Origin of the sequence: Luteimonas cucumeris (assembly GCF_007830035.1) — a bacterium.
GTDB classification, from domain to species: Bacteria; Pseudomonadota; Gammaproteobacteria; order Xanthomonadales; family Xanthomonadaceae; genus Luteimonas_C; species Luteimonas_C cucumeris.
In genome coordinates, this window is record NZ_VLKN01000004.1 from 123,612 (window position 1) to 140,195 (window position 16,584).

The 16,584-nt window shown below is 66.9% G+C and carries 15 protein-coding genes; 3 read left to right on the forward strand and 12 right to left on the reverse strand.

Annotated features, from left to right (window positions below; translation table 11 throughout):
* Window positions 1–37 precede the first annotated feature (37 nt).
* The 10 genes from tolQ to aspS form a co-directional block, all read right to left on the reverse strand.
* On the reverse strand, window positions 38–814 hold the full coding sequence (gene tolQ, locus IP90_RS09315; protein WP_144899359.1) for a protein TolQ: 777 nt from the start codon (window positions 812–814) through the stop codon (window positions 38–40).
* The gene (gene ybgC / locus IP90_RS09320; RefSeq protein WP_144899360.1) at window positions 811–1,302 is read right to left on the reverse strand and encodes a tol-pal system-associated acyl-CoA thioesterase; all 492 of its coding nucleotides are present in this window, start codon (window positions 1,300–1,302) and stop codon (window positions 811–813) included. The genes tolQ and ybgC overlap by 4 nt, the downstream gene beginning before the upstream one ends.
* Window positions 1,303–1,354: 52 nt before the next feature.
* Entirely contained in the window at window positions 1,355–2,398 is a 1,044-nt protein-coding gene (ruvB, locus tag IP90_RS09325; RefSeq protein WP_144899361.1) for a Holliday junction branch migration DNA helicase RuvB, read from the reverse strand.
* Between the two features lie 136 nt (window positions 2,399–2,534).
* Window positions 2,535–3,536, reverse strand: a complete 1,002-nt coding sequence (locus IP90_RS09330; RefSeq protein WP_144899362.1) for an LLM class flavin-dependent oxidoreductase — start codon at window positions 3,534–3,536, stop codon at window positions 2,535–2,537.
* Between the two features lie 106 nt (window positions 3,537–3,642).
* On the reverse strand, window positions 3,643–5,562 hold the full coding sequence (locus IP90_RS09335; RefSeq protein ID WP_144899363.1) for a potassium transporter Kup: 1,920 nt from the start codon (window positions 5,560–5,562) through the stop codon (window positions 3,643–3,645).
* A 43-nt stretch (window positions 5,563–5,605) separates the two neighbouring features.
* Window positions 5,606–6,196 carry a Holliday junction branch migration protein RuvA gene (ruvA, locus tag IP90_RS09340; protein WP_144899364.1) on the reverse strand — a complete coding sequence of 197 codons (591 nt, stop codon included), beginning with the start codon at window positions 6,194–6,196 and terminating at the stop codon, window positions 5,606–5,608.
* A 124-nt stretch (window positions 6,197–6,320) separates the two neighbouring features.
* Window positions 6,321–6,902, reverse strand: coding sequence for a crossover junction endodeoxyribonuclease RuvC (gene ruvC, locus IP90_RS09345; RefSeq protein ID WP_144899365.1), 582 nt, complete (start codon window positions 6,900–6,902; stop codon window positions 6,321–6,323).
* A 100-nt stretch (window positions 6,903–7,002) separates the two neighbouring features.
* Window positions 7,003–7,734 (reverse strand): YebC/PmpR family DNA-binding transcriptional regulator, encoded by a 732-nt coding sequence (locus IP90_RS09350; protein WP_144899366.1) that lies wholly within the window; start codon window positions 7,732–7,734, stop codon window positions 7,003–7,005.
* A gap of 85 nt (window positions 7,735–7,819) precedes the next feature.
* Window positions 7,820–8,437 (reverse strand): alpha/beta fold hydrolase, encoded by a 618-nt coding sequence (locus IP90_RS09355; protein WP_144899367.1) that lies wholly within the window; start codon window positions 8,435–8,437, stop codon window positions 7,820–7,822.
* A gap of 26 nt (window positions 8,438–8,463) precedes the next feature.
* Window positions 8,464–10,245 carry an aspartate--tRNA ligase gene (gene aspS / locus IP90_RS09360; RefSeq protein ID WP_144899368.1) on the reverse strand — a complete coding sequence of 594 codons (1,782 nt, stop codon included), beginning with the start codon at window positions 10,243–10,245 and terminating at the stop codon, window positions 8,464–8,466.
* Between the two features lie 263 nt (window positions 10,246–10,508).
* On the opposite strand from aspS, the gene IP90_RS09365 reads away from it, so the two are divergent.
* Window positions 10,509–11,399: a DUF3011 domain-containing protein gene (locus IP90_RS09365; protein WP_144899369.1), complete on the forward strand. Its 891-nt coding sequence runs from the start codon at window positions 10,509–10,511 to the stop codon at window positions 11,397–11,399.
* Window positions 11,400–11,402: 3 nt separating this feature from the next.
* Here the strand turns inward: IP90_RS09365 and IP90_RS09370 are convergent, their stop codons facing one another.
* On the reverse strand, window positions 11,403–11,741 hold the full coding sequence (locus tag IP90_RS09370) for an FmdB family zinc ribbon protein (protein ID WP_144899370.1): 339 nt from the start codon (window positions 11,739–11,741) through the stop codon (window positions 11,403–11,405).
* 80 nt (window positions 11,742–11,821) lie between these two features.
* Window positions 11,822–13,771 (reverse strand): ABC-F family ATP-binding cassette domain-containing protein, encoded by a 1,950-nt coding sequence (locus IP90_RS09375; RefSeq protein ID WP_144899371.1) that lies wholly within the window; start codon window positions 13,769–13,771, stop codon window positions 11,822–11,824.
* 344 nt (window positions 13,772–14,115) lie between these two features.
* On the opposite strand from IP90_RS09375, the gene IP90_RS09380 reads away from it, so the two are divergent.
* Window positions 14,116–15,297, forward strand: a complete 1,182-nt coding sequence (locus IP90_RS09380) for a flagellin (protein WP_144899372.1) — start codon at window positions 14,116–14,118, stop codon at window positions 15,295–15,297.
* A gap of 79 nt (window positions 15,298–15,376) precedes the next feature.
* A complete protein-coding gene (locus tag IP90_RS09385; protein ID WP_144899373.1) occupies window positions 15,377–16,576 on the forward strand; it encodes a flagellin in 1,200 nt (399 codons plus the stop codon).
* Window positions 16,577–16,584: the final 8 nt, after the last annotated feature.

The window sequence follows — 16,584 nt, forward strand, 5'->3', positions numbered from 1 at the left end:
CGCTCGGGATGGCAACGTCCGGGGAATGGGGAGAGGGTCAATCGTCCAGGTGCGCCTGGCGCTGCAGGATCGACGAGAACTCCTCGGCAAAAGCGTCGTAGCGCACGCTGATGCGGTCGACCTTGGTGGCGAAGCGGTTGTAGGCCCAGACCGCGGGGATGGCGGCGAACAGGCCCATCGCAGTGGCGATCAGCGCCTCGGAGATGCCCGGCGCGACGGTGGCGATGGTCGCCTCCTTGACGTTGGCCAGGCCCTGGAACGAAATCATGATGCCCCAGACGGTGCCGAACAGGCCCACGTACGGACTGATCGAGCCGACGTTGGCGAGGAATTCAAGGTTGTGTTCCAGGCCGTCGATCTCGCGTGACGTGGTCGCGCGCATCGCGCGCTGCGCGCCTTCCAGCTGCATGCGGCTGTCGACGCCGCGGCGTTGGCGGATGCGGTTGAACTCGCGGAAGCCGCCTTCGAAGATCGCCTCCAGCCCGCCGATGTCGCGGTTGCGCTCGGCGGCGCCGGCGTAGAGCTTGCTCAGCTCGGCGCCGGACCAGAAGCGCTCTTCGAACCGGATCGCCTCGTCCTCGGCACGGTCGAGCACGCGTTTCTTGCGGAAGATGATCACCCACGAGGCGATCGATGCGCCGAGCAGCAGCAGCATCACCAGCTGCACCGGGATGCTGGCGTGCAGCACCAGCTGCAGGATGTTGAAATGACTTTCCGGCGGCGCCGCGGCGGCGGCCTGCAGGGCGACGTTCGCGGCCTCCTCGGGCAAGGCTTCCGCCGTGGCGGCCTGCGTGGCAAGCAACATCGCAATCATCCGTTCACTCCGCAATCTTGGTTTTCGGGGGTTTGTTCGGGGGCCCTGCTTTCCAGCGACTTCAGCTGCAGGTACAGCGCATCCGGAATCGCGCGCGGGCGGAAATCGCCGGCGCCCAATGCCGCAACGCGCACCTGTGCATCCAGCAACCTCGATCCGTCGCGATGGATCGCCTGCTCGATCACCAGGCTCGCGCGCCGGCATTCGCCGAGCGAAACCGACACATCCAGCGCATCGTCCAGCCGCGCCGGCTGGCGGAAATCGATCCGCATCGCCCGTACCGCAAATACCAGATCGTGCTGCCCACGCAAAAGTTCCTGGCCGTACCCATGCATGCGCAACCACTCGGTGCGCGCGCGCTCCAGGAAAGCCAGGTACTGCGCGTGATAGACCACGCCACCCGCGTCGGTATCTTCCCAATAGACGCGTGTCGGCCAACTGAATGAGGGCCGGGAATCGGGAATCGGGAATCGGGAATCGGAGATCAAAAGCCTTGCTCCCACACGCAATCGCAGGTACTGGTGGAATCAGACCGGTGCTTCAAAACAGCCCCTCCGACTCCCGATTCCCGATTCCCGATTCCCGCACCTTGGGCTGAAGCCCAAGGTGCCTGTACGCCTTGTGCGAAGCCATGCGTCCACGCGCGGTGCGCACCAGGAAACCCTGCTGGATCAGGTAGGGCTCGATCACGTCCTCCAGCGTGCCGCGTTCCTCGCTGAGCGCGGCGGCCAGCGATTCGACGCCGACCGGGCCGCCGTCGAAATTCTCGATGATCAGGTTGAGCAGGCGCCGGTCGAGGTCGTCGAAGCCTTCCGGATCGACCTTCAGCATCTGCATCGCCGCTTTGGCGACTTCATGATCGATGCGGCCGCCGGCGCGCACCTGCGCGTAGTCGCGCACGCGGCGCAGCAGGCGGTTGGCGATGCGCGGCGTGCCGCGCGAGCGGCGCGCGATCTCGTCGGCGCCTTCGGCAGCGCAGTCGATGCCGAGGATCTTCGCCGAACGCCGCACGATCCGCGTCAGTTCGTCGGCGCTGTAGAACTCCAGTCGCTGCACGATGCCGAAACGGTCGCGCAACGGTGCGGTCAGCAGGCCGGCGCGCGTGGTGGCGCCGATCAGGGTGAACGGCGGCAGGTCGAGCTTGATCGAGCGGGCCGCGGGCCCCTCGCCGATCATGATGTCGATCTGGTAGTCCTCCATCGCCGGATACAGCACTTCCTCCACGACCGGCGACAGGCGATGGATCTCGTCGATGAACAGCACGTCATGCGGCTGCAGGTTGGTCAGCAGCGCAGCCAGGTCGCCGGCCTTCTCGATCACCGGCCCGGAAGTGACGCGCAGGTTGACGCCGAGCTCGTTGGCAATGACATGGCTCAGCGTGGTCTTGCCCAGCCCCGGCGGGCCGAAGATCAGCACGTGGTCGAGCGCCTCGCGGCGATGCCGGGCCGCCTCGATGTAGATCGACAGCTGCTCGCGCACCGGCTGCTGCCCGAGGTACTCATCCAGCCGTTTGGGCCGGATGCTGGCCTCGATGGCGTCGTCCTCGCGGGTCGCGGCGGCGGCGATGATACGGTCCTCGGTCATGCGCCTATGTTCGCACGTCGACGCCGCGATCCGCTGCTGCGGCAGCGCCTGCCGGAGCGATTCCGGTCGGGCGCTGCTCATCCATTTTCATGGCAAATGCAACAAAGAGTTCACGGCCACGGCTGGCTCACGAGGCTCAGGCGGCTGCGCGGCAGGCCTCCGCGGCCAGCGCGAACGAGCGCTTGCGCGCGGCGTGGTCGAAGATGTTCGCGGTCAGCAGCAGTTCGTCCGGACGGTAGCGATCGACGAACGCGGCGATGCCCGTGCGCAGCGTGTCCGCGTCGCCGAGCACGCAGCAGGCCAGCGCCTGTTCGACGCCGGCCCGTTCGTGCGGCGCCCAGAACGCGTCGATGTCGTCGATCGGCGGTGGCACCAGGCCGATATCGCCACGACGCAGGCGCACGAAGCTCTGCTGCTGGGTGGTGAACAGGCGTTTCGCCTCGGCAACGCTGTCGGCGCCGACCACGTTCAGCGCGAGCATGGCGTAGGGCCGCGCGAGCCGCGACGAAGGCCGGAAGTCACGACGGTACAGCGCCAGCGCCTGCTCCATCGCCGCTGGCGCGAAGTGCGAGGCAAAGGCGAACGGCAGCCCCAGCTGCGCGGCGAGCTGCGCACTGAACAGGCTTGAGCCCAGCAGCCAGACCGGCACGTCGATGCCTGCGCCGGGCACAGCCTGCACCGGCTGGCCCGGTTGCACCGGCTCGAAATAGCCGAGCAGCTCGACCACGTCCTGCGGAAACGCGTCGGCGCCATCGAAGTAGCGGCGCAGGGCACGCGCGGTGGCCTGGTCGGTGCCGGGTGCGCGGCCGAGGCCGAGATCGATGCGGCCCGGGTACAGCGACGCCAGTGTGCCGAACTGCTCGGCCACCTGCAGCGGCGCATGGTTCGGCAGCATCACGCCGCCGGCGCCGACCCGGATGCTGCGCGTGCCGCCGGCAACATGGCCGATCAGTATCGCCGTGGCCGCACTTGCGATGCCCGGCATGTTGTGGTGCTCGGCCAGCCAGTAGCGGTGGTAGCCGCACTGCTCGGCGTGCTGCGCGAGGTCGAGGGTGTTGGCGAACGCCTGGCGAGCATCGCTGCCCTCGGTGACCGGTGCCAGGTCGAGGATCGAGTACGGAATCGGAGGTGGAGCCATGGCGATCTTCCGGCAGGAGATCACCCCCATATGGGGATGACGCGGACGTATGCCATGCCTGCCATTGCCCCATATCCCGGCGCAGGTATCGCCGGCACCGATGCGGTCAGATCTCGACCTGCGAACCCAGCTCCACCAGCCGGTTGCCGGGGATCCGGAAGAATCCGGTCGCCGGCGCCGCGTTGCGGTGCATGAAGGCGAACAGGCGATCGCGCCAGATCGGCATGCCGCGGTGACGGCTGGCGACGATCGTCTCGCGGCTGGCGAAATAGGTCGTGTCCATCGGGTCGAAATAGGTGCCGCCGGCGTCGCAGCTGCGCATCAGCGCCAGCGGCACGTCCGGGATTTCCATGAAACCGAAGCGGATCAGGACCCGGTAGAAGTCGTCGCCGATCGCATCGATCTTCAGGCGCTTGCCCTGCGGCGCGTACGGCACGGTCAGCGTTTCCACGGTCAGGAACACGTTGCGCTCGTGCAGTACCTTGTTGTGCTTGAGATTGTGCAGCAGCGCGTGCGGCACCACGCCCTGGTCGGCGGTCATGAAGATCGCGGTGCCGGGCACGCGCGCCGGCGGTGCCAGCATCAGGCCGGGCAGGAAGCTGTCGATCTGGATGCCTTCCTTGCGCACTTCTTCGTGCAGCAGTTCGCGGCCGCGGCGCCAGGTGCGCAGCAGGGTGAACACTACCAGCCCCAGCACCACCGGGAACCAGGCGCCATCGAAGAACTTGGCGCCATTGGCGATGACGAAGCCGACATCGACAATGAAGAACACCACGCACAACGGCAGCACGAACTTGCGCCACTTCGGCCACAGCGCGCGTGCCACCAGCGCCAGCAGCAGGGTGTCGATCAGCATCGTCGCCGACACCGAGATGCCGTAGGCCGAGGCCAGCGCGGTCGAGCTGCGGAACATCAGCACCACCACCAGCACCGCGACCATCAACACCCAGTTGATGTAGGGCACATAGATCTGGCCGATGGTCTCGCGCGAGGTGTGCTTGATCTGCATGCGCGGGATGTAGCCCAGTTGCATGGCCTGCCGTGCCACCGAATAGGCGCCGGTGATCACCGCCTGAGAGGCGATCACCGCGGCCATCGTCGCCAGCACGATCATCGGGTACAGCGCCCACGACGGCACCGCCTCGTAGAACGGGTTCTTGACCGCGGCCGGATGCTCGAGCACGAACGCGCCCTGCCCCAGGTAATTCAGCATCAGGCACGGCAGCACCATCGTGTACCAGGCGTAACGGATGGGCTTGGCGCCGAAGTGGCCCATGTCGGCGTACAACGCCTCGCCGCCGGTCACCGCCAGCACCACCACCCCCAGGATCAGCACCGAGTGCGAGCCGTGCTCGAGGAAGAACTTCGCGCCCCACCAGGGATTGAGCGCCTTCAGCACTTCCGGCGCCTCGATGATGTTGTGGATGCCGATCAGCGCCAGTGCGATGAACCAGATCATGGTGATCGGCCCGAACACCTTGCCGACCTTCTCCGTGCCAAAGCGCTGCGCCATGAACACGCCGACCAGGATCACCACCGCGATCGGCACGATGAACCGGTGCAACCCGGGTGCTGCGACTTCCAGGCCCTCGACCGCGCCAAGCACGGTGATCGCCGGCGTGATCACGCTGTCGCCGAAAAACAGAGAGGCGCCGAAGATGCCGAGGATGCCGACCACGTAGGCCGAACGCCCGCCCTTGGCCAGGGTGCGCTGGGCCAGCGTCATCAGCGCCATGATGCCGCCTTCGCCGTTGTTGTCGGCACGCATGATGATGGTCACGTACTTCAGCGTGACCACGATCATCAGCGCCCAGAACACCAGCGACAGGATGCCCAGCACGGTGTCGTGGTTGCCGGTCAGGCCGAAGTGCGGCGAGAACGCCTCCTTCAGCGTGTACAGCGGGCTGGTGCCGATGTCGCCGAACACCACGCCGATGGCACCGACCACCAGCGCCGGCAAACCGGTCTTGCCGTGGCCGTGCGCGTGGGAATTGCCTGGGGCGGAATGGTTGTGCGGAGTGGCCATGGGCTTCCTGGTCGCATCCGGCGGGCGGATGGCGCTGCCGGATTCAACGAAGCGCGGACTGTAGCGCCTTGCGGATGATGATTTCGGCTGCATCGCCGTCGGAAGCGACATTCTTCGCCATGCGTTGCGCCTCGGCCGGCTTGTAACCCAGTTGCTGCAGGGCGACGATCGCTTCGGACAGCGGATCGGCCGGCCCCTTGCCCATTGCCACCGGTGACCCGCTGCCGACCAGGTCGGCGGCGCGGTCGCGCAGCTCCACCACCATGCGCTCGGCGGTCTTCTTGCCGATGCCGGGAATCCGCGTCAGCGCGGTCACGTCGCCGGTCTGCAGCAGCCGCGCGAACTCGTCGACCGAGGCGCCCGACAGCACTGCCAGCGCGATCTTCGCGCCGATCCCGCTGACCCGCTGCACGTCGCGGAACAGGCGCCGCTCGGATTCGCTGAAGAATCCGTACAGCGACACGCTGTCTTCCTTCTGCGCGTAGTGGGTGAACAGCGACACCTCGCGACCGATCTCCGGCAGGTCGTAGAAGGTGCTCATCGGCGCCTCCAGCTCGTAGCCGACGCCATGCACGTCCACCACCAGCCATGGTGGCTGCTTGTGGATGAGGATGCCTTTGAGGCGGCCGATCATGGTGTGCCCTCTGGGCGCGCTGATTCGTGATTGGTCATTCGTGATTTGAAAGAGCAGGCGCACGTACCAAACCTCTGTGCATCGCTGTTGCGAATCACGAATATCGAATCACGAATCACGACTCTCATTTCCTGCTCCAAGCTTCGCGCACGTTGACGCCCAGCCGTTGCGCGCTGGCGCGCACGTGGGCATGGGTGATCGCCACCGCCAGTGCGTCGGCGGCATCGGCCTGCAGCTTGCCCTTGAGGTTGAGCATGATTCCGACCATGTGCTGCACCTGCACCTTGTCCGCGCCGCCCTTGCCGACCACGGCCAGCTTGATTTCCTTGGCCGCGTATTCGTGCACCGGCAGGTCACGCATTACCACCGCGCAGATCGCCGCGCCGCGCGCCTGGCCCAGCTTGAGCGCCGAATCCGGATTGCGCGCCATGAACACCTGCTCGATCGCGACTTCGTCCGGCCGATGCTCGTCGATGATCCGTGCCAGTCCGTCGAGCAGCAGTTTCAACCGCTGCGGGAAATTCCCCTTCAGCGCCGCATCGGCCACCATCAGGTTCAGCGGCGCATGGAACACGTGCGTGGTCCTGCCGGTGCCATCGACGTCGATGATGCCCACGCCCGTGCGCTGCGAACCGGGGTCGATGCCGAGGATGCGGGTGGAGCCGGGAATCGGGAATCGGGAATCGGGAATCGTCAAGCTCGACATTCCGCGTTTTGCCCGGCCAATCGCAGCGAACGAGGGCCGCCACTGGCGCAGCAGGGCTGGCGATCGCTTGCTGCCCTATTCCCGATTCCCGATTCCCGATTCACGTGTAGGCATCCGCGCCCAGCTCGGCATTCGAATAGACGTTCTGCACGTCGTCCATGTCCTCGAGCCAGGCCAGCAGCTTGACGACCTGCTGGGCGGTTTCGCCGGCGACGGCGATGTCGTTGTCGGCGCGCATGGTGACCTCGGCCAGGTCGGGCCTGAGGCCGGCGGCTTCCATCGCCGCCTTTACCGCCGCGAACGTTTCCGGAGCGGTCAGTACGTCGATCGAACCGTCATCCGGATACACGACCACGTCGTCGGCGCCAGCCTCGATCGCCGCTTCGGTGATCCGGTCTTCGTCGGCGCCGGGCGCGAAACTCAGCACGCCGAGCTTCCTGAACATGAAGGCGACCGAACCATCGGTGCCGAGATTGCCGCCGAACTTGCCGAAAGCGTGCCGCACGTCAGCGACGGTGCGGACCTTGTTGTCGGTGAGGCAGTCGACGATGACCGCAATGCCGCCGGGCGCATAGCCCTCGTAGCGGATTTCCTCGTATTCGACGCCTTCCAGCTCGCCGGTGGCCTTCTTGATCGCGCGTTCGATCACGTCCTTGGTCATGTTCGCGCCCAGGCCCTTGTCCACGGCGCTGCGCAGGCGCGGATTGCTGGCCGGGTCGCCGCCGGCGCTGCGCGCGGCCACGGAAATCTCGCGGATGATCTTGGTGAACACCTTGCCGCGCTTGGCGTCCTCGGCGTTCTTGCGCGCCTCGATGGAAGGACCTCTACCCATGTGCGATTCCGGACGTGTGGCTTGACGAAGGCGGCGATTTTACTCGATCGGCAGCGAGGCACGGCCCCGGGCGGACGGTCGTACGTCAGTGCCGGAAATGCCCATCGCGGAGGAAATCGATCGCATGCCGGGCGGCCTCTGCCGAAAACAGCAGGCCGCTGTGGCCGGCTTCGACCAGCACATGGTCCGCCAGCGCCGCGGCGCGCGTTTCCTCGACCGATACCGTGCCGTCGTGTTCGCCTTCGAAATGCGCGAACAGCGCGCCCAGGCCGTGCGGCAGGCGCCCGGCGATCATGCCGACCTGCAACCGCTGCGGCCATACCGCGCAACCCTGCTGCAGCAGCGGCGCACTGCGACCGAGCATGCGTCCAGCCACGGGCAGGTCGGACAGCGCGCTGGCGGCGGCACTGCCGCACAACGGCACGCCCAGGCAGACCACGCGCGTCACCGGCAGGTCCGGGTGCGCGGCCAGTGCCTGCAGGGCGATCAGGCCGCCCAGGCTGTGCGCGACGATGTCGGCTTCCCCGCCGCCGCGCAGCTGCTCGACCAGTTGCGGCACCGCCTGCTCCGGACCGCCGACGATGCTGTGATACCCGAAGGTCTCCGGCACGAAGCCGGCTTCCCGGAGCCGTGCGCCGAACCACTGCATGGTCGCGCCGACCATCCAGATGCCGTGCAGCAGTACGACGCGGCGCCCGTCCATCGTTCAGCCCCGGGAAGAAGCGGACTTCACGGCTGCGCTTTCGGCCTGATCGAGACGTGCACCTCGGCCAGCTGCTTGTCCGGCACCGGCGACGGCGCGCCGGTCATCAGGCATTGCGCGGTGGTCGTCTTGGGGAACGCGATCACGTCGCGGATCGACTCGGTGCCGGCCATCAGCGCGGCGATGCGGTCGATGCCGAAGGCGATGCCACCGTGCGGCGGCGCGCCAAAGCGCAGCGCGTCGAGCAGGAAGCCGAACTTGCCTTCGGCTTCTTCCGCGCCGATGCCGAGCAGCTCGAACACCGTCGACTGCATCTGCGAATTGTGGATGCGGATCGAGCCGCCGCCGATCTCGTTGCCGTTCAGCACCATATCGTAGCCGCGCGACACCGCCGTCTTCGCATTCGCGCGCAAATCGGCGGCATCGTCCACGGCTGGCGCGGTGAACGGGTGATGCAGCGCGACGTAGCGCTGCTCCTCGTCGTCCCACTCGAACATCGGGAAATCGGTGACCCACAGCGGCGCCCAGCCATCGGCAACCAGGCCCAGGTCCTTGCCGAGCTTCAGGCGCAACGCACCCATGAAGTCGCTGGCCGACTTGTAAGTGGCGGCGCCGAAGAAGATCGCATCACCGCTCTGCGCGCCGGTAGCGGACACGATCGCGGCCAGCGTGGCGTCGTCGAGGAACTTGGCGATCGGCGAATTGATGCCGTCACGGCCCTTCGCGGCATCCTCGATCTTCATCCACGCCAGGCCCTTGGCGCCGTGCTTGGCGGCGTGGGCGGCGTAATCGTCGATCTGCTTGCGGCTGAGCGCCGCGGCACCCGGCGCGCGCAGCGCGACGACGCGGCCATCGGCGTGGTTGGCCCAGTCGCTGAACACCTTGAACTCGCAGTTCCGGACCAGTTCGGCGACGTCGGTGAGCTCCAGCGCGATACGCAGGTCCGGCTTGTCGGAGCCGTAACGGCGCATCGCCTCGGCGTAGGTCATGCGCGGGAATTCGCTGGCCAGTTCCACACCCATCACTTCGCGGAACACGCTGCGGATCATTTCCTCCGTCGTGTCCTGCACGTCGCGCTCGCCCACCCAGGCGAACTCCATGTCGAGCTGGGTGAATTCGAGCTGGCGGTCGGCACGCAGCGCTTCGTCGCGGAAGCAGCGCGCGATCTGGTAGTAGCGGTCGAAGCCGGCCACCATCAGTATCTGCTTGAACAGCTGCGGCGACTGCGGCAGCGCGTAGAACTCGCCCGGATGCATGCGCGCCGGCACCAGGAAGTCGCGCGCGCCTTCGGGCGTGGCCTTGGTCAGGATCGGCGTCTCGATGTCCTGGAAATCGCGCGCGTCGAGCCAGCGACGCAGCGCCTGCACCAGCTTGATGCGGGTGCGCATCTTGCGCTGCATCTCCGGCGTGCGCAGGTCGAGGTAACGATACTTGAGACGGATGTCCTCGCCGGCGTTCTCATGGGCATGGAACGGCAGCGGCTCGGCCTTGTTGAGCAGTTCGATCTTCGTCGCGACCACTTCGACCTGTCCGGTCCTGATCTTGTCGTTGACCGACTGGCGCCGGCGCACCACGCCGGTCACACGCAGGCAGTCTTCGTAGCCGACCTGCGACGCAGCGGCGATCACATCGGCGTTACCGGCCATGTCCGCGTCGGGTTCGGCGACGATCTGGACGATGCCTTCGTGGTCGCGCAGGTCGATGAAGCACAGGCCGCCGAGGTTGCGGGCGACATCGGCCCAGCCGCACAGGGTGACGGTCTGGCCGATCAGCGCCTCGTCGACGAGGCCGCAGAAGTGGGTACGCATGCAGTGCTCCGGGAGTTGCGATCCATCCGCGCGCGGCAATGGATGGGTGTGGCATCGAGGGTCCGGCCGGGCCGGGAATACGTCATTTTAACGGTTGTCGCGCCCTACTGGCCCGCACGTCGGCATGCTTGGGGCGACGACCGAGGATCTGTGCGAGGAGTTTGGACCGCGACGCCTCGGCTGGTTGCCAATGCCGGGCTGAAGACCCTCCTGCGAATTGCTGTCCACAAGCTGAAGCCATCGACCTTTCCCGGAGTAAGTGCATGGAACGTCTTGCGAAGAGTCTGGTGCTGGCGCTGATCCTGTCGCTGCTGGCGACTGCGGCCGCCGTCGCGCAACAGCGTGCGTACGCGCCGGAAAACCTGCGCACGCTGTCGCGCAACGACCAGATCCGGGTCATCAGCCTGGAGTACGAGGAGCAGGCCGGACGCCGCATCCCCGACGACCAGTTGCGCTTCTACCTCGATCAGGTCAACCGTTCCGACTGGGGTTTCAGTCGCATCCGGCAGGACATCGGGCAGTCGCTCGGCGGTGGCGGGGGCTCGCAGCCGGGCCAGCGGATCCGCTGCGAGAGCGTCAACAACCGCTCGCAGATCTGCCAGACGCCGTGGACCGGACCTTCGCGGCTGGTGCGGCAACTGTCGGGGTCGGCCTGCGACGAGGGCCGTACCTGGCAGTCGCAACGCGGGCAGGTCTATGTGGGTGGCGGCTGCCGCGGCGAATTCGAGGCGGCACCGACCGGGCATCAACTGGGCACGGTGCGCTGCGAGAGCGTCAACAACCGACCGCGCACCTGCCGGACACCGTGGAGCGGGCATTCGCGGCTGGCGCGGCAACTGTCGGGATCGGCCTGCGAGGAGGGCCGCACATGGCAGTCGCAGCGTGGCCAGGTGTCGGTCAGCGGCGGTTGCCGTGCGGACTTCGTCGCGGCGCCAGTGCTCGACCCCAACTACAGCGTCACCTGCAGCAGCGTGCGGATGCGGCCCAACCAGTGCCGCTGGAACAACGATCATGGCCCGCCACGCCTGGAGCGCCAACTGTCGAACAGCAACTGCCTCGAAGGCCAGACCTGGGGGCACGACCGCAACCGCGGCATCTGGGTCAACAGCGGCTGCAGTGGCCGCTTCGTACCGATGCGGCCACAGCCGCGCTGAAGTTCAGCCGGCGTCGGCGGCGGGCTTGGCTGCCGGCTTGCTCTCGGCTTTCGGCGCCGGTTCGGGCTTCTTCTCGGCCGGCTTGGCTTCGGTGGCGGCCGCCGCGCTGTCCTTCTTCGCCCCTTCGCCGCCTTCGGCCAGGTTGCGCTTCTTGTCGCCGTCCTTCTTGAAGTCGGTCTCGTACCAGCCGCTGCCGGAGAGGCGGAATGATGGCGCCGTCAGCTGGCGGCCGACCGCATGGGCGCCGCAGTCCGGGCAGGTCTCGGGGTCCGGATCGGACAGTTTCTGCAGGCGGTCGAATTGATGACCGCACTCGGCACAGCGGAAGGCGTAGATCGGCATGTCTTGAACCAGAGGGTGGAGAAGAGCGGTGAGGGAGTCTGGGGCCGGGGCTCGGCGATTCCAAGCCAGGGCCGCGTCGCTCAGGCGGCGCTGGCCTCGTAAAGCTGCAGCAGTTCGGCTTCCGCCGTTTCCAGCGCCGCACGCAGTTCGCCCTGGCGGCGGCCAAGTTCGGCCGCGCGCGCGCCGCCGTCGGCATACAACTCCGGGGCGGCCAGCGCCTGTTCGATCGTGGCGAGCTCGGCTTCCAGCTCGCCGACCCGGGCCTCGGCCTTGGCCAGCTTGTGCGGGTTGACCTTCGTCTTCGGCTTGGCGACCGCGACCGGCGGCGCCGCCTTCGCCACCGGGGCCGGCACCGATGCCATCGGCACCACGTCCGAAGCCGGGCGCGAACGCAGCCACGCCGCGTATTCGTCGAGGTCGCCGTCGAAAGGCTCGACACGGCCGTTGGCGACGCGCCAATAGGTGTCGCTGACCAGGCCGATCAGGTGGCGGTCGTGCGACACCAACACGATCGCGCCGGCAAAATCGCTCAGCGCCTCGGCCAGCGCCTCGCGCATGTCCAGGTCGAGGTGGTTGGTGGGTTCGTCGAGCAGCAGCACGTTCGGCTGCAGCCAGGCGATCAGCGCCAGCGCCAGCCGCGCGCGTTCGCCGCCGCTGAATCCGTCGATGCTTTCGAAGGCGCGGTCGCCCGGGAAATTCCACTTGCCGAGGAAGTCGCGGAACGATTGCGTGGACGCATTCGGCGACAAATGACGCAGGTGGTCGATCGGCGAGGTGCCCTTCTTCAGCGATTCGACCGTGTGCTGGGCGAAGTAGCCGATGCGCAGGTCCGGGTGCGCGTAGCGTTCGCCGGTCAGCGGCTGCAGTTCGCCGACCAGGGTCTTGACCAGCGTCGACTTGCCCGCGCCGTTGGCGCCAAGCAGGCCGATGCGATCGCCGGCTTCCAGGCCGAAGCCGACGTTGTGGAGGATGACGTGATTGGTGATTGGTGATTGGTGGTTGGATGCAGCGTGTTCGTCAGCTTGTTCCGAATCACCAAAAACGAATGACGAATCACGGCCCGGATAGCCGCAATCGGCATGATTGAGCCGCAACAGTGCATGCGGCAGCTTCAGCGGCGCCGGGAAATCGATGCGCAGTTCGCGTTCGGCGCGCACCGCTTCGGTACCGGCCATCTTGGCCAGGCGCTTGACCCGCGATTGCGCCTGCTTGGCCTTGGCGGCGCTGGCGCTGAAGCGGTCGATGAAGCTCTGCAGGTGCGCGCGCTCGGCCTGCGCTTTCTCGTGGGTGATCTGCTGCAGGCGCAGCTGCTCGGCGCGCTGGCGTTCGAAGGCGGTGTAGTCGCCGGTATAGAGCTTGGCCTTGCCATCGTGCAGGTGCAGCGTGTGCGTGCTGACGTTGTCGAGGAATTCGCGGTCGTGGCTGATCAGCAGCAGCGTGCCGGGATATTTCAGCAGCCACTGCTCCAGCCACAGCACCGCGTCGAGGTCGAGGTGGTTGGTGGGCTCGTCCAGCAGCAGCAGGTCCGATGGCGTCATCAACGCGCGCGCCAGGTTCAGGCGCACGCGCCAGCCACCGGAGAAGGTGCTGACCGCGCGTGAATGGGTGTCGGCGGAGAAGCCCAGGCCATGCAGCAGCTTGCCGGCGCGCGCGGTGGCGTCGTAACCGCTGACCTCTTCCAGCCGGTGGTGCGCCTCGGCGACCGCTTCCCAGTCCTCGGCGGCGAAGGCATTGGCTTCGGCCTGCAGCGCGGCATGCACGTCGGCGTCGCCGGACAGCACGAAGTCGATCGCCGGATCCGGCAGCGACGGCATTTCCTGCGCGATGCTGGCGATGCGCACGCGGGCGGGCACGTCCAGGTCACCGCGGTCGGCCTCGACCTCGTTGCGGACGGCAGCGAACAGCGAGGACTTGCCGGTGCCGTTGCGGCCGACCACGCCCACGCGCCAGCCGGCGTGCAGGGTCAGGTCGACATCGGACAGGAGCAGGCGTTCGCCACGACGCAGGGCGAAATTGCGGAAGGAGATCATGAGGGCGCGAATTCTACCGGAAGCGCGGCGGACGGCCGCGCGATTCCGGTTGGCTGCATGAATGGGCACTCAGGATGGACATCGCCGTCCTTGCCGCTTTTGTCGCGGCTGAAGCCGCTCCCACCGAAAGCCGCGCGCTTGATGGGCCTGCCGTCACGATTCGCCAGGGCGGGACATCGCCGCGGAAGCCGCTCGCTCTACAGCTCGCGTTTTTTCCGGGGCCTTCCCTAAAGGTTGGCGGGGCAACGCCGTTATCCCTTTTGCAGCGAGGGCGACTAGCCAACCAAAACAAACCGGCAGCACCCTCGTCCATCCGCCGGGACCTACACAAGAGGAGACGACCCATGGCACAGGTAATCAACACCAACACGATGTCACTCAACGCTCAGCGCAATCTGAGCACCTCTGGCGCTTCATTGGCCACCACGATCCAGCGCCTGTCTTCGGGCCTGCGCATCAACAGCGCCAAGGACGATGCCGCCGGTCTGGCGATCTCCGAGCGCTTCAGCACCCAGATCCGCGGACTCGACGTCGCGGTACGCAATGCCAACGACGGCATCTCGCTGGCGCAGGTCGCCGAAGGTTCGCTGACCGAGATCGGCAACAACCTGCAGCGCATCCGCGAACTGGCCGTGCAGTCGGCCAACGCCAGCAACTCCTCTTCCGACCGCGCGGCGCTCAACGCCGAGGTCAAGCAGCTGATTTCCGAGATCGACCGCGTCGCCAAGCAATCCGATTTCAACGGCACCAAGTTGCTGGACGGTTCCTTCACCAGCCAGCTGTTCCAGGTCGGCGCCAATGCCGGCCAGGCGATCGCCATCGACAAGGTGGTCGACGCGCAGTCCGATGCACTGGGCAACGTGCGCTTCGCCAACGCCCAGACCGGCACTGCCGCTGCGATCACCGCCACCACCGACAACACCCTGAGCGGCCTGGTCGTCAACGGCGTCACCATCGACAACGTCAGCTGGAAGCAGGGCACCAGCGGCGAAAGCGTCGCCAACGGCATCGCCGGCGCGATCAATGCGCAGATCGGCGAGACCGGCGTGTACGCCTCGGTCGGCACCGGCGTCGATGCCGGCAGGATCGTGCTGACCTCGATCGAAGAAGGCCGCGACTTCACCTACACCGCCGGCACGCTGACCACCGCCGATTCGATCGGCATGGCCGGCATCGCCTCGGCTACGGTCGCCGCCACCGGCACCACGAAGTTCGCCGACGACCTGGACATCACCACGTTCGCCGGCGCGCAGCAGGCGCTGGAGATCGTCGATGCCGCGCTGACTTCGGTCAACGGCGCGCGCGCCGACCTCGGCGCGATCCAGAACCGCTTCACTTCGGTGGTCGCCAACCTGCAGGCCAGCTCGGAAAACCTGGCCGCTTCGCGCAGCCGCATCCGCGATACCGATTTCGCCAAGGAAACCGCCGAACTCACCCGCACCCAGATCCTGCAGCAGGCCGGCACGGCCATGCTGGCCCAGGCCAACCAGGTGCCGCAGAACGTGCTCAGCCTGTTGCAGCGCTGACATAGACGCCCCCGGCGGCACGGCGGGGGACGTCTGATTCACCCACCCCCGTGCAGCTACCGCCCAAGGAATCGCATTCATGGCACAGGTCATCAACACCAACACGATGTCGCTCAATGCTCAGCGCAATCTGAGCACCAGTGGCGCCTCGCTGGCCACCACCATCCAACGCCTGTCGTCCGGCTTGCGCATCAACAGCGCCAAGGACGACGCCGCGGGTCTGGCCATCTCCGAGCGCTTCAGTACCCAGATCCGCGGACTCGACGTCGCGGTACGCAACGCCAACGACGGCATTTCGCTGGCCCAGGTCGCCGAAGGCTCGCTGACCGAGATCGGCAACAACCTGCAGCGCATCCGCGAGCTGTCCGTGCAGTCGGCCAACGCCACCAACTCGGCCTCCGACCGTGCCGCGCTCAACGCCGAGGTCAAGCAGCTGACTTCGGAAATCGACCGCGTCGCCAAGCAGTCGGAGTTCAACGGCACCAAGCTGCTCGACGGTTCGTTCTCCAGCCAGCTGTTCCAGGTCGGCGCCAACGCCGGCCAGGCGATCGCCATCGACAAGGTGGTCAACGCCAAGGCCAACTCGCTGGGCGGCGCGCAGTTCGACAGCGGCAAGATCGCCGTGGCCGCGCCGGCCGACGCCACCACCGACGTGGCGTTCAGCGCGATGACGATCACCGACAGCAAGGGCACCGCGATCAGCTTCGACAACCTGACGGTGAAAGCCTCCGGCGTCGATGCCGCGACCACGCAGGAATCGGCAGTGAAGGCGCTGGCCGCGCACCTCAACAGCAAGCTGGGTGAAACCGGCGTCTACGCCGAAGCCAACGCCGCCGGCACCGAAGTCGTGCTGACCTCGGTCAAGGAAAGCGTCAACGCCAGCGGCGCCTACGCCAACATGGCCGTTGCGGTCACCGGCGGCACCTACACCGGCGACAACACCTCGCCAGCGGTGCCGGCGAAGAAGTACGCCAGCGACCTGGACATCAGCACGGTCAAGGGCGCGCAGCAGGCGCTGGAAATCGTCGACAAGGCGCTGACCTCCGTCAACGGCGCGCGCGCCGACCTGGGTGCGGTGCAGAACCGCTTCACCTCGGTGGTCGCCAATCTGCAGGCCAGCTCGGAAAACCTGGCCGCTTCGCGCAGTCGCATCCGCGATACCGATTTCGCCAAGGAAACCGCCGAACTCACCCGCACCCAGATCCTGCAGCAGGCCGGTACGGCCATGCTGGCCCAGGCCAACCAGGTGCCGCAGAACGTGCTCAGCCTGCTCCGCTGATCGCGGAG